14 protein-coding genes are annotated in these 15,770 nt (G+C 70.3%); 4 read left to right on the plus strand and 10 right to left on the minus strand.

Annotated elements, in window-relative coordinates:
* Window positions 1-163 precede the first annotated feature (163 nt).
* On the minus strand, window positions 164-823 hold the full coding sequence (locus tag ABT118_RS22720) for a hypothetical protein (RefSeq protein ID WP_350672177.1): 660 nt from the start codon (window positions 821-823) through the stop codon (window positions 164-166).
* Between the two features lie 267 nt (window positions 824-1,090).
* Window positions 1,091-1,516, minus strand: a complete 426-nt coding sequence (locus ABT118_RS22725; RefSeq protein WP_350671894.1) for a hypothetical protein — start codon at window positions 1,514-1,516, stop codon at window positions 1,091-1,093.
* Window positions 1,517-1,631: 115 nt separating this feature from the next.
* Here ABT118_RS22725 and ABT118_RS22730 point away from each other — a divergent pair, with 115 nt between their 5' ends.
* Together ABT118_RS22730 and ABT118_RS22735 are read left to right on the plus strand one after the other, a co-directional pair.
* Complete coding sequence (locus ABT118_RS22730) at window positions 1,632-1,853, plus strand: hypothetical protein (RefSeq protein WP_350671895.1); 222 nt, start codon at window positions 1,632-1,634, stop codon at window positions 1,851-1,853.
* 235 nt (window positions 1,854-2,088) lie between these two features.
* Window positions 2,089-2,220 carry a hypothetical protein gene (locus ABT118_RS22735; protein WP_350671896.1) on the plus strand — a complete coding sequence of 44 codons (132 nt, stop codon included), beginning with the start codon at window positions 2,089-2,091 and terminating at the stop codon, window positions 2,218-2,220.
* Window positions 2,221-2,307: 87 nt separating this feature from the next.
* Here the strand turns inward: ABT118_RS22735 and ABT118_RS22740 are convergent, their stop codons facing one another.
* Window positions 2,308-2,877 carry a hypothetical protein gene (locus ABT118_RS22740; protein ID WP_350671897.1) on the minus strand — a complete coding sequence of 190 codons (570 nt, stop codon included), beginning with the start codon at window positions 2,875-2,877 and terminating at the stop codon, window positions 2,308-2,310.
* Between the two features lie 147 nt (window positions 2,878-3,024).
* Here ABT118_RS22740 and ABT118_RS22745 point away from each other — a divergent pair, with 147 nt between their 5' ends.
* Together ABT118_RS22745 and ABT118_RS22750 are read left to right on the plus strand one after the other, a co-directional pair.
* Window positions 3,025-3,528 carry a hypothetical protein gene (locus ABT118_RS22745; RefSeq protein ID WP_350671899.1) on the plus strand — a complete coding sequence of 168 codons (504 nt, stop codon included), beginning with the start codon at window positions 3,025-3,027 and terminating at the stop codon, window positions 3,526-3,528.
* Window positions 3,529-3,591: 63 nt separating this feature from the next.
* Entirely contained in the window at window positions 3,592-4,125 is a 534-nt protein-coding gene (locus ABT118_RS22750) for a hypothetical protein (protein ID WP_350671902.1), read from the plus strand.
* A gap of 479 nt (window positions 4,126-4,604) precedes the next feature.
* On the opposite strand, the gene ABT118_RS22755 is transcribed toward ABT118_RS22750, so the two are convergent.
* The 7 genes from ABT118_RS22755 to ABT118_RS22785 all read right to left on the minus strand — a co-directional run bounded on the left by ABT118_RS22755 (window position 4,605) and on the right by ABT118_RS22785 (window position 15,756).
* A complete protein-coding gene (locus ABT118_RS22755) occupies window positions 4,605-6,299 on the minus strand; it encodes a glycoside hydrolase family 13 protein (protein WP_350671904.1) in 1,695 nt (564 codons plus the stop codon).
* A gap of 113 nt (window positions 6,300-6,412) precedes the next feature.
* A complete protein-coding gene (locus ABT118_RS22760) occupies window positions 6,413-8,974 on the minus strand; it encodes a carbohydrate-binding protein (RefSeq protein ID WP_350671908.1) in 2,562 nt (853 codons plus the stop codon).
* 177 nt (window positions 8,975-9,151) lie between these two features.
* Window positions 9,152-10,042, minus strand: a complete 891-nt coding sequence (locus ABT118_RS22765) for a carbohydrate ABC transporter permease (RefSeq protein WP_350671910.1) — start codon at window positions 10,040-10,042, stop codon at window positions 9,152-9,154.
* Between the two features lie 12 nt (window positions 10,043-10,054).
* Window positions 10,055-11,023 carry a carbohydrate ABC transporter permease gene (locus ABT118_RS22770; RefSeq protein WP_502884639.1) on the minus strand — a complete coding sequence of 323 codons (969 nt, stop codon included), beginning with the start codon at window positions 11,021-11,023 and terminating at the stop codon, window positions 10,055-10,057.
* Between the two features lie 87 nt (window positions 11,024-11,110).
* Window positions 11,111-12,472, minus strand: a complete 1,362-nt coding sequence (locus ABT118_RS22775; RefSeq protein WP_350671915.1) for an extracellular solute-binding protein — start codon at window positions 12,470-12,472, stop codon at window positions 11,111-11,113.
* Window positions 12,473-12,648: 176 nt separating this feature from the next.
* Window positions 12,649-13,683, minus strand: a complete 1,035-nt coding sequence (locus ABT118_RS22780) for a LacI family DNA-binding transcriptional regulator (RefSeq protein ID WP_350671917.1) — start codon at window positions 13,681-13,683, stop codon at window positions 12,649-12,651.
* Between the two features lie 351 nt (window positions 13,684-14,034).
* A complete protein-coding gene (locus tag ABT118_RS22785; RefSeq protein ID WP_350671919.1) occupies window positions 14,035-15,756 on the minus strand; it encodes a glycine-rich protein in 1,722 nt (573 codons plus the stop codon).
* Between the last annotated feature and the right edge of the window lie 14 nt (window positions 15,757-15,770).

Consider the following 15,770-nt stretch of genomic DNA (forward strand, 5'->3'; position numbering starts at 1 on the left):
CGCTCTCGGCCTGACGGCAGTCGTCGCACAGCCCGTCGTCTCCCCGGACCGCGCCACGTCCTCCCACCGCTGGTCGGAGAGCGCTTCGCCCTGCAGCGGCGGCAGGCCGGGCGGCGCCGTTCCCGCTCCCGCTCTCGCTCCAACCGCGGCCGCCCACTGCTTGTCAGCGGACCTGGCCTCCGGTCTTACTGCCGCGCGGGACAGTCGGCGAAGGCAGGTCAAGCAGGCGGCAGAGAGCGGCCGTCAAAGGAACGGAGTGGCCGGGCAAGTGCTGGGATGTCCAAGCTGCTGCCAGCGCGACAAAGTCGGCCAAGTCTCGCTCGACGCCGGCCAGCAACTGTCTGAGCTCGGCGGCGGACAGTTCGATCACTGGGCTGTCGCTCAGTCCGGATTCGACGGTCAGCAGGACGGTGTCCCCGGACCGCTCGGCAGTCGGTTGCGGATCGTGGCCGAGCCATGGCCAGTCGCTGCCGTCGACGACCTCGTGCCACTCGCGCCATCCCTCCAGCCCGCAGCAGCAGCCGGGCAGCAGCGTGACTTCCGCGGAGCTGTCCACGACGCGTAGGCCACCTGCCACGAAGAGGTCCTCAGAGGTCAGCATTCCGTGCAGGAAGGACCCGAGCGGGTCAGCCGGCGGGGGCGGGAAGTCGTCTCCCGGCTCGGGGCCGATGTCGTTGTAGCCGACGATGAGCATCATCGCTGCCCCAGTCTCAGCGGGAGAGAGCCCACCGTTGATCGGAAGGTAGCTGAACGGCTTCAGCTCCGCGACGGGCCAGAGGTCGAAGTCGTCGTCAGGGATATCTATTTCCAGCACAGGCTGCATCACGATCACCCGGCGAAGTGTGTCCCACTCCCCGCTCATCCCGCCTCCCCTTTACGTATGGCACCCTCATTGCCCTCTGGCGAGCAGCGAGTCTGACAGAGCACGTTCGGCTGTACCTCGCTGGGTACATACAGGTGTACGCCGACACAGGGCGACGGCAGGCCGGCGGGCGCGGGGCCCGGCCGCCCGGTGACAGCGGTCCTGGACCGATTGCCATCGAAGGTGGACCGAACTCAGTTCGTGTCGGCGAAGCTGGACCACCGAAGGTCAGTCGTCCTGTCGTAGGAGCGAGAGTCGTCGTTGGGCCTCGTCGCGAACACCTGGATCTGCGTCCGACGTCAGCGCTTGGAGTTGCCGGATGAGCTCGGCCGCGCCGTTGCCGGTCATCCAGCGCGGGTCAGCGTCAAGCTCTGCGCTGAGCTGGTCTGCGGTTCCCTGGTCGGCGGCATTGGCTCGGGCGGCGAGCACGGCTTGCAGACCGGGTAGGTCTCCACGTGCCAGCAGGGCCACGGCTGTCTCGGAGGTCACTGCGCTGTCGTGAGCGTCGAGCAGGAGCCGGTGAAGGACATCGGCGACGGCCTCAAGCTGAGGTGCTGCCGCCAGCCGACGCCCGGCAGCGGCCCTGACGCTCCATGAAGGAGAGGCTGCGGCAACGAGCGAATCAATCAGCTCGCGATCTTGGAAACCGTTCATGCCACCAGCGTGCCAGGGGACATCTCGGCTGCGGTGGTCCATCTTCACTGTCCTGGCCGACTGCGGCCTCGGCCAGTGGGAGTGCGTGGCGGGTGAGCACCCGTACAAACCGCACATGTCCAGCGAACACGCCTGGCTGGAGCTCGACGGCCTGATCATGGACATCACCGCCGACCAGTTCGACGATGCGCCGGGAGAACGGGCCTGGGTGACCCGCGACCGCCAGTGGCACGACACCTTCGAGGCCACCGTGCGGAACCCCAGGATGTACCGGTCGGAAGACGACGATCGGCTGGATGCCTACCCGACGCTGCGCACCCTCGCTGACGGCGGGTAGCGAACAGCCTTGGGGTCGGGATCTGACTCGCACCAGGCGGCGGGCAACGAGCAGCCTGCACCAACTGGAGCGCGGGCCTGCTCCTGAAGGATCGTCAGTTCAGGGTGTCAGGTCAATGATCCTGACCGGCCGCCCCTTCCTACGTGCTCCTCGTTGGTCAGCGGACCTTCCAGGCGCGGGCACCGAGCGCGGCGCGGTGGATGGCAACGACCGGGGGCAGGAAGGGGCGCCCCCGATGGCGCCCAGCAACTCCACCCCACGCACCAGCGGCCGCGTCCGTCGCCTCGCCCGCCACCCCGCACACCGGTTCCTGCACGGCGCGGCCTCCGCCATCACCGCCCTCGCCCAGTGGCTCCTCAACCACTGACACCCGGCCACCCGGCGGGCAGGCCCAGCGAGAGGAGCGCCACCCGGGACTGCTGCCCGGGATCCCCCGGGGGGGCAGCTGATGCTGTCAGCTCTGCAGCTTCCAGGCCTCGCACAGGATGTCCTCGACCTGCCATGCCGGGTACCGCTTAGGCACCTGTGGAAGGCGCTTCCGGAGCATGAACTTCTTGCCGGGCTCCGGGCGGAGGCCGAGAGCTCTGGCGGCCCTCCCGGGATTCGAATGGAGGTAGACACCGCCGGGCTTGAAGCCGCGGTTCGCAGCCAAGGCGAACGCCACGTCGTAGACGATGACGGAGCGCCTGCGCGAGGTGTTCACCTTGGGGACCTTCATTCCCACCTCGTCCAGGCGGTTGTACAGCGGCTCGAACCCTTCGATCGCCTCCAACTCGGCCACGATCGGGAACAGCACGTCCAAGAAGCTTCGACGGGTCTCCCAGAGCACCTGCTGGAAGTGCGTGTGGGGGCTACCGTTCGCCGTCCGGCCCAGGCAGGCCCGGTCGAGAGCCTCCTCGAAGCTCAAGTCCTTCCACGCCCTGCGCTCCCTACGCGCTCCTTCCCGGTCGTAGCTGTCTATCGCCATGACCAGCCCTGCCTCAATAGCACTGCCGGCCTTCACAGTTGCCTCACCCTGTTCCATGACCCCACAGTCTCCCAGCAGGAGCCGCGGGCCATCCCCCGCCGAACCCGCGGGGGGCCGAGGCCTTGGCGGCCCGACAGCAACGGGGACAGCAAAGCTCCATGTTGGGGCCTTCCCCCGGCCTATCGAGGCGGCGATCATGGAGCGATGAGCGATCAAGCCCTCGACACGACGTCACCGAGCTTCGCGACCGGGCGGCGCTTTCGTATCTGGCGCTACGGCGTCGGCCACATGACGCTGCTGCTGCGCAGCGCCGCCTGGCAGGAAGGTCAGGAAACGATCGACATCTGGTTCGACGGCGTCAGGGCCGTGGACCTGCTCGAGAGCTTCGGACCTCTGACCATCCGCGCGGCCGGCCCCGACGAACGTGAGCGGCTACTGGCACGCGCTGCAGGTCTCATCCACGACCCCGTCAACCGGCCACCCCTGTGCTTGGTCCTCTCCAGCGACCAGCACGACGGCTCCGTCGTCTGCGCCCATGTACGCGCCACTGCCACGACCCGTGCCGCAGACACCGTCGGCGCTTGCCCGGTCGACCCTGAGAACGGCCGACTGCTCTGGAGCGCCGGCCCCACCGGCCACCCCACACCACGACACGAGTACACCCTCCACGAAGCCGGCCACACCTACCTCCGAAGCCGGTCCACCTGACAACGGCACCCAGTCCGTAGCCCCGGATGCGGAGCGGGCGGTCGCAACCGTTTGAATACCGACATGGACTCCCCGATCTGGGCCGAGCTGCCGCCCGCCGACCGCTCCGCCGTTGACGCCCTGGTCCGCCTCGACCGTCGGATCGCGGCGGTCAAACGCCTGCGCGACGCGTTCCCGCTCGACTCGGCGCCGGGCCTGTACGAGGCGCTGGACGTGGTGGTGGAGCGCTACCGGGACCTCGGCCAGCGCTACGAGCGATACCCGACCCCGCCGCTGAGCCTGCCAGCACTGACCGACCAGGTGCAGGCACTGCCGGGCCGGACGGTGGCCATCGAGGCGCTGTGGGACGGCGACAGTGACGGCTGGTGCGTGGCCCTGACCGCGCTGACGGACGACCCCACCGCGGAACACCGGCTGGCGACCATCCGCCATGGCAGCGACATGCGACTGTTCAACGGCTCGGTCCCCCCATGGCCCGAAGCACAGGAAGCCACCATCATCGGCCGGGCCCTCGCCGAGCAGCTCGGTGTCCCGTTCCACTTCGCCAGTCCCGATCAGCCCGACCTCGACGCTCCCCGTTGGCGGAGCAGTCCCTGAGTCTGTGGTCAACCAACGGTCGCGCCCCAGCTTGGCTCGGGCCGTTCGGCCCCATGCCGCCAGAGGTAGATTCGCCCCTGTCAACGACGGCTGACCGAAATAGCCGCGCAATGGGGGCTGGTGTGACGCACGAGATGGACATTCGGGTCGGCGCTGACGTGCGGATTTCCGGGGGACCGTTCACGGACTTCACGAGCCCTGTCGTGGCTGTTGACCATGTCCGGGGCCTTGTCGAGTTGACGGTGGACATCTTCGGTGACGCGACCAGGATCGCTGTCCCCCTGTCGGATGTCGTGAGAGTTGTCTGACTTGCTCCAGGTGCGCCAAGCACTCCGGGCCCGGCCGTGGGCTGACCGCAGCCGACGGTGGGAGGCGCGTGCCGCCGACCGCTGCGCCCCGAACTGGGACTACGGGCATCGCAAGCCGGTCGCTCGGCTTCCTGACGCTTCAGCTCGGACGCCTCCCGTACCGCCCTCATGTCAGGCGGATCCCCACGTGAGCGCCCCCGTTCGAGGCTGGAAGGAGAGGACCTGGTTCAGCTGCAGCCAGGCGCAGGCGTCGGACGGCAGCAGGCCATCACCGCAGTCGGCACTGGCCAGGATCACGTCCGCCCCCTCCGGCAGGGGAACGGGCCGCGCGGTGAAGTTGACGGTGCAGGCGAAGGAGCCGCCGCGGCCGAAGGCCAGGATGCCCGGCGGGGACGGGAGCCAGCTGATGTCCTCGGGCAGGGTCGTCAGTGTGCTGCGCCGGAGTTGTAGGGCCTCGCGGTAGAGGGACAGGTGGGAGGCGGGGTCGTTGCTCTGGGCGCTGACGCTCTGGCCGGCCCAGTCAGCGGGCTGCGGGAGCCAGGGCGCGGCGGAAGTACCGGCCGGGGAGAAGCCGAACGGGGTGGTCTCGCCGGACCACGGCAGCGGGACCCGGCAGCCGTCGCGGCCGCGGTCGGTGCCGCCGGAGCGGACGAAGGTGGGGTCCTGGCGGAGCGGGTCGGGGAGGTCCTCGACCTCGCTGAGGCCGAGTTCGTCGCCCTGGTAGATGTAGACGCCGCCGGGGAGTGCCATGGTCAGGAGAGCGGCGGCGCGGGCGCGGCGCAGACCGAGGGAGCGGTCGGTGGGGGCGCCGAGGCGCTTGTTCCCCATGTCGAAGGAGGTGTCCTCGCGGCCGTAGCGGGTGACGTGCCGGATGGTGTCGTGGTTGGACAGCACCCAGGTCGGGGGTGCGTCGACCAGGGCGTGGGAGGCGAGGGTGGCGTTGATGACGCCGCGGACGGCCTGCTGCTCCCAAGCACTGCACAGGAACTCGAAGTTGAACGCGGAGTGGAGTTCGTCCGGGCGCAGGTAGCGGGCGAACTGGCCGGGGGTGGGCAGCCAGACCTCACCGACGAAGACCCGGTCGCCGGGGTAGGAGTTGGTCATCTTGCGCCAGGAGCGGTAGATGTCGTGGACGGCGTCGACGTCCTGGTACGGGAGGTCGGTGACGTCCGGATCGGGGCCGACGTCCGGCAGGCCGGGCTTCTTCGCCAGGCCGTGCGCGACGTCGATGCGGAAGCCGTCGACCCCGCGGTCGAGCCAGAAGCCCAGGATCGACTCGAACTCGCCGCGGACCTCCGGGTGTTCCCAGTTGAGGTCGGGCTGCTCGGGGGCGAACAGGTGCAGGTACCACGGGCCGGGGGTGCCGTCCGCCTCGGTGATCCGGGTCCAGGCGGCGCCGCCGAAGTAGGACTGCCAGTCGTTGGGCGGCAGTTCGCCGTTCTCGCCCCGGCCGGGGACGAACCAGAACCGTTCCCGCTCTGCCGCGCCGGGGCCGGCCGCCAGCGCCTCCCGAAACCACGCGTGCTGGTCCGAGCAGTGGTTGGGCACCAGGTCGACGATGACGCGCAGGCCGTGCCGGTGGGCCTCGGCGATGAGCTCCTCGGCCTCGGCGAGGGTGCCGAAGAGCGGGTCGATGTCGCGGTAGTCGGCGACGTCGTAGCCACCGTCGGCCATCGGCGAGAGGTACCAGGGGTTGAACCACAGGGCGTCCGCGCCGAGGTCGCGCAGGTAGGGCAGGCGGCTGCGCACTCCCGCGAGGTCGCCGACGCCGTCGCCGTTGCCGTCGGCGAAGCTGCGCACGTAGACCTGGTAGATGGAGGCGGTGCGCCACCAGGCCGGCGTGGGGCGATCGGTGGGGTGGGTCACGGGGTTTCTCCCTGTTCGTGGACGGGGCCTGAGCCCGCCGACGGGGTGTCGGCGGGCCCGGCCGGTGGTCCTGGTACGGACCGGATGGGACTGCGGCGGCCTGAACGGCCGTACTACCAGCCGCTGTTGCCGCTGCCGCGCTGGATGGTGAAGCCGCCGGTGAGGTTCAGCGGCGCGGCCGCGGTCCGGGACACCGTGGTGTTGGCGAAGGTGCCCTGGCCGGCGGCGTTGCCCTCGATGCCGTTGTTGCCGGTCCGGTCGATGGCCAGGCCGTCCACCCGCAGGTCGGCGACCTGCTTCTGCCAGGTGATCAGGAGGCCGCTGTAGGTGGAGTCCTCGACGGTGTTGTTCTTCAGCACGACGGGCTGGGTGATGTCGCTCTGGTCGGCGAAGATCCACAGGGCGCCGAGCTTGGCGTTCCAGTTGACCTCCATGCTGCCGGTGCGGCGCAGCACGTTGCCCGAGACCGTGGTGGTGCCGCTGAACGGCTGGCCGAAGCGGGTGGAGACGGCGACGCCAGCGGCCGCGACGACGGTGTCGGAGATCAGGTTGTTCTCGACGCTGTTGCCGCTGCCGCCGTACACGGCGGCGCCGTTGGCGAGGACGGGCAGCTGCACGGTGTTGTTGCGGAAGGCGCTGTTGGTCACCGCCGCGCCGTCCGACCACATGGCCAGGGCGTCGTCACCGGTGCCCCGGATGCTGCTGTTGGAGACCACGGTGCCGTCCACCGCCCCGTGCAGGTTGACGCCGTCGGCGTAGGTGTTGCGGATCCGCAGGCTGCTGGCCTGCAGTCCCTTGGTCGGGGCGTTGATCCACAGGCCGACCTTGGTGTGCTGGATCCAGACGTTCCTGATCACCGAGTCGGTGCCGAAGTCGCCCTCGATGCCGGCCTGGCCGCCCGCGTCGTCACGGACGGTGTTCTGGCCGTCGATGGTCAGGTTCTCGACGGTGCTGGTGCCGCCCTGCCCGTACAGTCCGCCCTTGAGGCCGGTGCCGCGCAGGACGGTGTGCCAGATGCCCGCGCCGCGCAGCTTCACGCCGGCGAGGTTGATCCGGTCGGAGACGGTGTAGGTGCCGGCCGGGAGGAACAGGCCCTTGCCCTGGTTCTTGGCCGTGGTCAGCGCGGCGTTCAGGGCGGCGGTGACGTCCGGTCCGCCGGGCGGGACACCGAGGTCGGCGGCGGAGACGTAGCCGCTGGGCAGGGTGGCGGCGGTGCCGGTCTCCTCCGCCTCGATCAGGTCGATGGTGTAGGTGGCGGCGGTGTCCCCGGCGTCCTTCTGCAGGCGCAGCACGGTGCCGGCCGGCAGGGTCTGGCCGAAGGTGGCGCGGGTCTCGTCGAAGAAGCGGTGCCCCTGGCCCTCGCTCGGGTTGTTGGTGTACGGGTAGCCGCCGTAGACCCAGGCGTAACGGGAGGTCAGCTGCAGGTCGGGCAGGGCCTGGCCGTTGGCGTAGGCGCTGAGGGTGGCGTCGGTGCCCTTGCCGTCGCTGCTGTCGGGCAGGGAGTAGCGCAGGTTGAGGGCGTTGGCGGGCCGGGTGAGCTTGATCTCGACGTACTGGCCGGTCTGGGCGAGCACGACGGCCTGACGGCCGGAGGCCTCCGAGGCGACGGTGAGATACGTGCGGTCGGGGCCGAGGACGGTGCCGTTGGTGCTGCCGGCCTCGGCCTCGTAGGTGGTGAAGGGGAGGGTGGCGCCGACGCCGCTCGGGTTGGGGTCGGTGGTGCCGGTCGGCGACGGGCTGGGGCTCGCGGTGCCGGCGGGGGTGGTGGGGGTGAGGCTGTCGAGGTTGACGTTGCCGCTGTCGGCGGTGGTGAACTTCAGCGCGACCGTGTTGGCGCCCGCGGTGAAGGTGACGGCCTGGCTGACGGTGCCCCAGGTGTCCCAGTTCGCCGTGGCGGGCAGTTGGACCTGGCCGGCCGCGGTGCCGTTGACGATCAGGGTGAGGGTCCTGGTGGAGCCGGTGCCGTTGGCGTAGCGGATGGCGACGCTGCCGGTACCGGCCTGGCCGGCGGTGACTGCGAAGGAGGTGGCGGCGTTGCCCTTGTTGCCGTCGGTGTACCCGCCGACGAAGCCGGTGCCGGTGTAGCCGCTGTGGTCGGAGGCGAACGAGGCGCCGCCGGTGAGTGCCGCGGCCTCGGCCTGCAGGGTGCCGCTCGGGGTGGCGGTGCCGGTGGTGGCGGTCAGGTTGTCGAGGTTGACGTTGCCGCTGTCGGCGGTGGTGAAGGCCAGGGCCACGGTGTTGGCGCCGGCGTTCAGGGTGACGGTCTGTTCGCTGGTGGCCCAGGTGTCCCAGTTGGCGGTGGCGGGCAGGGTGACCTGCCGGACGGCGGTGCCGTTGACGACCAGGCTCAGCGTCTTGTCGGAGCCGGTGCCGTTGGCGTACCGGATGGCGACGGTGCCGGCGCCGGCCGTGGTGGCCTGCACGGTGAAGGAGGTCTTCGCGTTGCCCTTGTTGCCGTCGGTGAAGCCGCCGACGAAGCCGGTGCCGGTGTAGCCGCTGTGGTCGGAGGCGAACGAGGCACCGCCGGCCAGCGCGGCGGACTCGGCCTCCAGGACGACGGAGACGGCCTGGGCGCCGGGGGCGAGCGACCACAGGGCGAGACCGGCGACGATCGACGCGGCGGTGGCGACGGCGGTGGTTCTGATGGTGCGGGACTTGCCGGGTGCAGGGGACACGTGGGCTCCCGAAGGTCCACCGGGGCGTGGGCACCGGTGTGGATGGGTGGGGGGTGCGGCGCCGGCCGCATTGAGCGGCTCTGCGGCCGGCGCCGGGTCTGTGGGGGTGCCGGTCGCGGACCGTGCCGTGCAGGTCCGTACGGCCCGGGGCGCGCCGGAGCGGGGAAGGGCGGGACGTCAGCCCTTGAGGCTGCCCGCGGTCAGGCCCGCCATGATGTTCTTCTGGAAGACCAGGAAGATCACCAGCAGCGGGACGCTCGCCATCACCATGCCTGCGAGGAGCTGGTTGGCGGGCATGTCGAGCGAGAGCGTGGCGAGGGCGACGGTGAGCGGCTGGCCCTTGGGGTCGGGCAGCGTCAGCATCGGCCAGAGGAAGTCCTTCCACACGCCGACCACGGCGAAGATGGAGACCACGCCGAGCACCGGCCGCGACAGCGGCAGCACGACGGACGCCAGGATCCGCAGCGGGCCGGCACCGTCGATCCGGGCGGCGTCGATCATCTCTTCGGGGATCTGGTCGAAGAAGCGCTTGAGGACGAAGATGTTGAAGGCGTTGGCGCAGGCGGGCAGCCAGATCGCGAACGGTGTGTTGATCAGGTTGACGTGGATCAGCGGCACGTCCACCACCGTGAGGTAGGTGGGCACCAGCAGCGCGGACACCGGCAGCATGAGGGTGGCGAGCATCATCGCGAGCACGATGTTGCCGAGCACCGGCCGGAGTTTGGAGAGCGCGTAGGCGGCGGCGACGTCCACGACGAGTTGGAGCAGCAGCGCTCCGGCGGCCAGCAGCAGCGTGTTGAGGAAGTACCGGCCCAGGCCGGTACTGCTCCACGCCTCGGTGTAGCTCTCGGGGTGGAACGACTGCGGGAGCAGGTGCGGTACGGGCTCGGCGAGTTCGGCGGACGACTTGAGCGCGCCGGAGGCCATCCAGAACAGCGGGAAGACGAACGCGGCGGTGAAGCTGACGAACACGAAGGTCAGCACCGTGCGGTACAGGAGGCGTCCGAGCGGGCGTTGCAGTTCGGCGGGGGCGACGAGGGTGCGGACCGGGGATTCGGCGGTGGCCATGGCGGGTTCCTCTCAGCCCTTGGTGCGGGTCAGTCGCAGGTACAGGCCGGCGAAGGCCCCGAGGACCACGAACAGGACGGTGCTCATCGCGCTGGCCAGGCCGAAGTCGCTGTAGACGAAGGCGTAGCGGTAGAGCAGCAGCAGGACGGTGATGGTGGCGTCGCTGGGGCCGCCGCCGGTGAGGACGAACGGTTCGACGAAGACCTGCATGGTGCCGATCACCTGCAGCAGCAGGGTGATCAGCAGGATGAAGCGCATCTGCGGGATCGTCACGTGCCACAGCCGCTGGCGGATCGACGCGCCGTCGAGCTGGGCGGCTTCGTAGAGCTCACCGGGGATGCCGCCCAGGGCGGCGAGGTAGATGAGCGTGGTGGTGCCCATGTTGGCCCAGGTGGAGACGATGACCAGGGAGAGCATGGAGAGGTTGGACGACTCCAGCCACTGCTGCGGCGGCAGGTGGAAGATCTTCAGGACGTTGTTGAACAGGCCCGGGCCCGGGTCGTAGAACCAGCGCCACAGCAGGACGGTGACGATCGGTGGGAGCATGACCGGCAGGTAGACGGTCATCCGCAGGTAGGCCCGGCCGTGGCGGAGTTCGTTCAGGACGACGGCGGTGACGAACGGGGCGGCGAAGCCGAAGACCAGCGCCAGCAGGGTGAACCACAGGGTGTTGCGCCAGGCCGTCAGGAACAGCGGGTCGTCGAGCAGGCGCTGGAAGTTGTCCAGGCCGACCCATTCGGCGGGGGCGGCGAAGTTGACCTGCTGGAAGCTCAACAGGAAGCCCCGCACGATCGGGTACCAGGAGAACAGCGCGAAGGCGAGGATGCCCAGGACCAGGAACGCGTAGGCGACCAGGTTGTCGGCGATGCGCCGCCGCAGGCGGTCCCGCCGCGGCAGGGGCGCGCCGAGGGGACGCGGGGGGACGCTGGGTGCTGCCACGCCGGGCCCCTGCCGGGACGCTCGGGGGGTGTCGACCTTCATGTCGGATGGCTTTCGGCTCGTTCGGTGACCGGTCGGGGATCGGGGCGCGGCCGGCCGGCGGGATGGAGGGCCGGCCGCGCCCCGGGCTCACTTGACGGCGGCCAGCACGGTGGCGGCCTTCTTCTCGGCGTCGGCGAGGAGTTGGTCGCGGTTGGCGTCCTTGTCGGTCAGCACGGCCTGCATCACGCCGTCGAGGATGGCGTAGAGCTGCTGGGCGTTCGGCGGCTCCACCTTGACCTTGACCGAGCTGTTGCGGTCGACGAACGGCTGGTAGTTGCGCTGCGGCACGTTGGCGTACTGGGCGTGCACGGCCTTGATCGTCTCGCCGCCCTTGCCGTTGAACAGGTCCGGCTGCGGCAGGCCGATCGGGATGTCGGAGCCGGCCGACTTCTTGGTGATCTGCTCCTCGCGCTCGGGGTTCAGGTACTTCCACTGCACCCAGGCGAGGCCGGCCTTCGTCTTCTCGGGGGTGTTCTTGAGGTTGAACATGAAGCCGTCTCCACCGCCGAGGGTGCCGGTGCCGGGCATCGCGGCCAGGCCGAACTCGTCGTACTTGCGCTCGAACTGCTTGACGATGGTGGGGATGTTGTCGGGGCCGGCGAGGTACATGCCGAGCTTGCCGGAGCCCATCATCTTCTGGACGTCGGGGATCTCCAGCAGCTGGCGGCTGCCCATGGTGTCGTCGGTCCAGCGCATGTCGTGCAGGTACTGCAGGGCCTTGTGGCCGGCCTCGGAGTTGAAGGCGGGCTTCCAGGTCTCGCCGTCCTGCTTGGCGACGTCGCCGCCGAGCGAGTAGATCCAGGAGCTGAGGTGCCAGCCGCCCTGGTTGTTCTTGCTGAAGTCGGCGTAGCCGGTGATGCCGTCGCCGAGCGCGGTGATCTTCTGCGCGGCGGTGCGGACCTCGTCCCAGCTGGTCGGCGGCTTCTCCGGGTCCAGGCCCGCCTTGGTGAACAGCGCCCGGTTGTAGACCAGGCCCATGGAGTAGTTCCCGGTGGGCAGGCCGTAGACCTTGCCCGTCCTGTCCTTGAAGACGTCCAGCAGTTCGGGCTTCACGTCGGCGAGCGCGGGGACGTCCTTGAGGTACTGGCTGATGTCGGCGACCTGGCGGCGCTGGATCAGCCCGGCGGGGTCGGTGAAGTAGACGTAGAAGACGTCCTCCAGCTGGCCGCCGGCGAGCTTGGCGGCGAACGTCTTCGGGTCCATCAGGCCCTCGCGGGCGTCGATCCGGATGGTCGGGTGGCTCGCCTCGAACGCCTTGACGTCGTCCTCGAAGTTCTTCCGGTCCACGGTCTGCGTCGCCGGCGGGAGGCCGTTGACGGAGATGGTGACCACGCCGCCGGCCTTGCCCGAGTCGCCCGAGGAGGAGCCGCTGCCGCACCCGGCCACGGTGAGGGCGACGGCCGCGGCCAGTGCCGCGGCGGAGAGTCGGCGGGTTCTGTTGCTGTCCATGCTGATCGGACCTTCCGTGGATCCTGCAAACATTTGCGGTGGCCACTGCACCGCAGGGTCACCGCTCGATGCGGATTGTCTGACCGGCGCCACGGGGAGGCGTTCGCCGGTGGCAGTGAACATAGACAGTGTTAACGCAATTGGTCAACAGTGTTACGCAATATTCTTGCATCGCTTCATCGCTTCGTGACCCTGCGAGGACGGGGCGCGACCGGCGCCGTCCGGGTGGAGGACCGGACGATGAGCTCCGGCTCGAACAGGAGCTCCTCGGGAGCGACCCGGTGACCCTCGATCTGCTCGACCAGCAGCTTTCCCGCCGCGGCGGCCATCAGCTGGACCGGCTGGCGGACCGTGGTGAGCGGCGGATCAGTGGCGATCATGTACGGCGAGTCGTCGAAGCCGACCACCGAGACGTCCTCGGGCACCGACAGCCCGTCCTTGCGCAGCCTGCGGATCGCCCCCAGCGCGAGGGCGTCGCTCGCGCACACCACCGCCGTCGCGCCGGCCGCCACCAGGCGCGGCACCGCCGCCGCTCCCCCGTCCAGCGAGAACATCGTGTGCGCCACCAGTTCGCGCAGCAGCGCCCCCTGGCCCCGGTCGTCCAAGTACCGCGAGAACGCCTGCAGTTTGCGCACGGACGGCACGTGCGCCGCAGGGCCGAGGAGCAGGCCGATCCGTTCGTGGCCGAGCGCGGTCAGGTGATCCAGCGCCTGCTCGACGGCGCTCGCGTCGTCCACCGCGATCCGCGCCGCACCCTCGTGCCCGTCGGCCGCGTTGATCAGCACCATCGGCATCTCCCGCTCGTGCAGCACCCGGCCGTGCTCCGGGCCGGCGTCGGCGTAACTGCCGCCCACGAAGACGATCCCGGCGACGTTCTGCCGCAGCAGCATCTCGACGTAGTTCGCCTCCGAGACGCCGTCGGCCGTCCGGGTGCAGAGCACCGGCATCAGACCGCGCTTGCTCAGCGCCCCCGCCAGCACCTCGCAGAACGCGGGAAACACCGGATTCTGCAGGTCAGGCACCACGAGACCGACCAACGGCGCACGCTCGGCACGCAGCACCGACGGCCGCTCCAGCCCCATCACGTCCAGCGCCGTGAGCACCGACTGCCGGGTCGCGTCCGCCACCCCGGGCCGGTTGCGCAGCACCCGGCTCACCGTCGCCGTGCTCACGCCGGCGAACCTCGCGACGTCGTTCATTCGCTTCGTCATGACCGAAGGCTACAAACTTTTACGCAAAAACTGAACTGGCGAGCGCAAGTACAGGATCGGTCGATGGGCGCCTCTCTTGGGCCCGGTCGGTCAGCGGATCGCGGCTCGCCACTGGGAGCAGAAGGTCATTTATCGGAACAGAGTAGTCATAAATGGCCCACGGTGGCCGAGGCCTGCCCGGTCAGACCCCAACGTGCGTTGATTGCTCAGGATTGCAAGACTTTTGCTCAGTACCATGTCGCTTTTGCTGTCGGGCCGCTACGGTAGTCCTGCCCGCACACCTTGCTCACCAGTTCCCCATGCCGCCGGCGCTCACAGCGGCATGGGGAGACCCGTCCGTGTGACGCGGCGTCAGCCCGAGGTGCCGGTGGCCCAGCGCGCGACCCGGGCGGCGTCGACGATGACGATGTTGCCGTCGCCCTGAAGCCTCAGCCACCAGCCGCCCGAGGCGGGCCCGGCGGACCAGACCAGGGTGCCGGTCCCGTCGTGGATCGCCAGGGTGCCCCGGGGAGCGAAGTCGAAGCGGAACCCCCTGCCGTCGTTGCCCCAGGTGTTGCTGGCCCAGATCGGCTGGAGGCCGGCGCCGTACCAGACCAGGTTGCCGTCGCCCTGCATGACCAGCTGGTGGTTGGAGCCACCGACCGAGACCGCGTTGTTCGGGAACAGCGTCAGACCACCGAACTCCCCGGTCAGGGAGGTGAACCAGCACTGGACGCTGTACCGGTCGAGGATCTGCAGGGTGCCGCCGGGCAGGAAGACGAAGGTGGCGCCGAGCCCGCCGGCCACGGCCGAGCGCCAGAGCACCGCGCCGGTGGTGCCGACCACCTGGAGCACGCCGTCCGCGGTGAACCTGGCGGTCGCCCCCGGGTTGCCCCAGGTACTGGAGGCCCAGCGCACACCGGGCACGCCGGGCGAGGTCAGGATCAGGTTCCCGTCGCCCTGCATGGTGAGGACGAAGGCGGTGTTCGGGGAGTTGGCGTCGGTACCGGTGCTGAGGGTCTGACCGGAGGCCAGGGTCCAGGAGCCCGCCGCCCCGCGGAAGCCGGTCGCGCTGAAGTTCGCCAGCGTGTACGAGATCTGCACCCGACCGTTGCCACCCGTACCGGCCGGGGGCGTGAAGGTCCCGCCGGAGGCGGTGCCGAGGTCGGCCACCGCGACACCGTCCGCCGGACCGGCGTGGCTGCTGCCACCGCCGCCCGGTCCGGCCGTCTGGGCGAAGCCGCTGCCCGGGCCGAGACCGACGCCGCCCCCGTACCAGCCCCCTCCCCCGCCGCCGCCGTGCGTCATGTTGGCGCTCAGCAACTGGTTCGTGTAGAGACAGGTCCCGCCCTCGCCGAAGCGGCCGTCGTGGCAGACCTGCTCCGTACCGTGCCAGGGGTTGCTGCCCGCCCCACCGCCGGTGTTGCTGCCGCCCGCGCCCTGGGTCCCGCCGGAGGCGGTCTGCCCGGAGTCGAGGGAGGAACCGCCGACGGCACCGCCGCCCGCACCACCACCGGCGGCCAGGGCGAGCGGACCGCCCGCACCCGCGCCGCCACCACCGCCCGCCACCACCAGCCGGTCCGCCGGTCCGTACTGGCCGGCGCCGTCGGCGGCCCGGACGTCGGAGGCACCGCCGCCGCCCGTGAAGCCGGTGCCGCCGCCGTTGAACCCGCCAGCGGCCGGATACCAGAACGGGCCGCCCGGGCGGAGGTCGCCGCCCACTCCCCCGACGTTGACCTGGAGCCGCTGACCCGGCGTCAGCCCGGACAGGGCCGCCGCCTGTCGACCGCCCGGACCACCAGGCCCGGGGTGCCAGTCGTACCCCTGCCCGCTGCCGCCGCCGCCCGCCGCGCCGTACGCGGTGACGGTTGCCGCGGTCACCCCGGGCGGGACGGACCACAGTTGGGAGCCGCCGGTCCAGTCGAAGGCGCACGTCACCTCGGCGCCGGCGGCGGTGCAGCCGGGGCCGCCGACCGGGTCGGCGTGCGCGGCCGTCGCGCCGGGCCCGAGCGGCCCGACCACCGCCAGCGAGCCGAGTGCGGTGAGCACGGCGGCGATCCGCCGCAGCCCGCTGGTCCGTCTGTTCGTATCCATCAGTTTCCAACCCC

It is taken from the genome of Kitasatospora sp. NPDC002040 (genome assembly GCF_040296785.1).
Taxonomy (GTDB): Bacteria; Actinomycetota; Actinomycetes; order Streptomycetales; family Streptomycetaceae; genus Kitasatospora.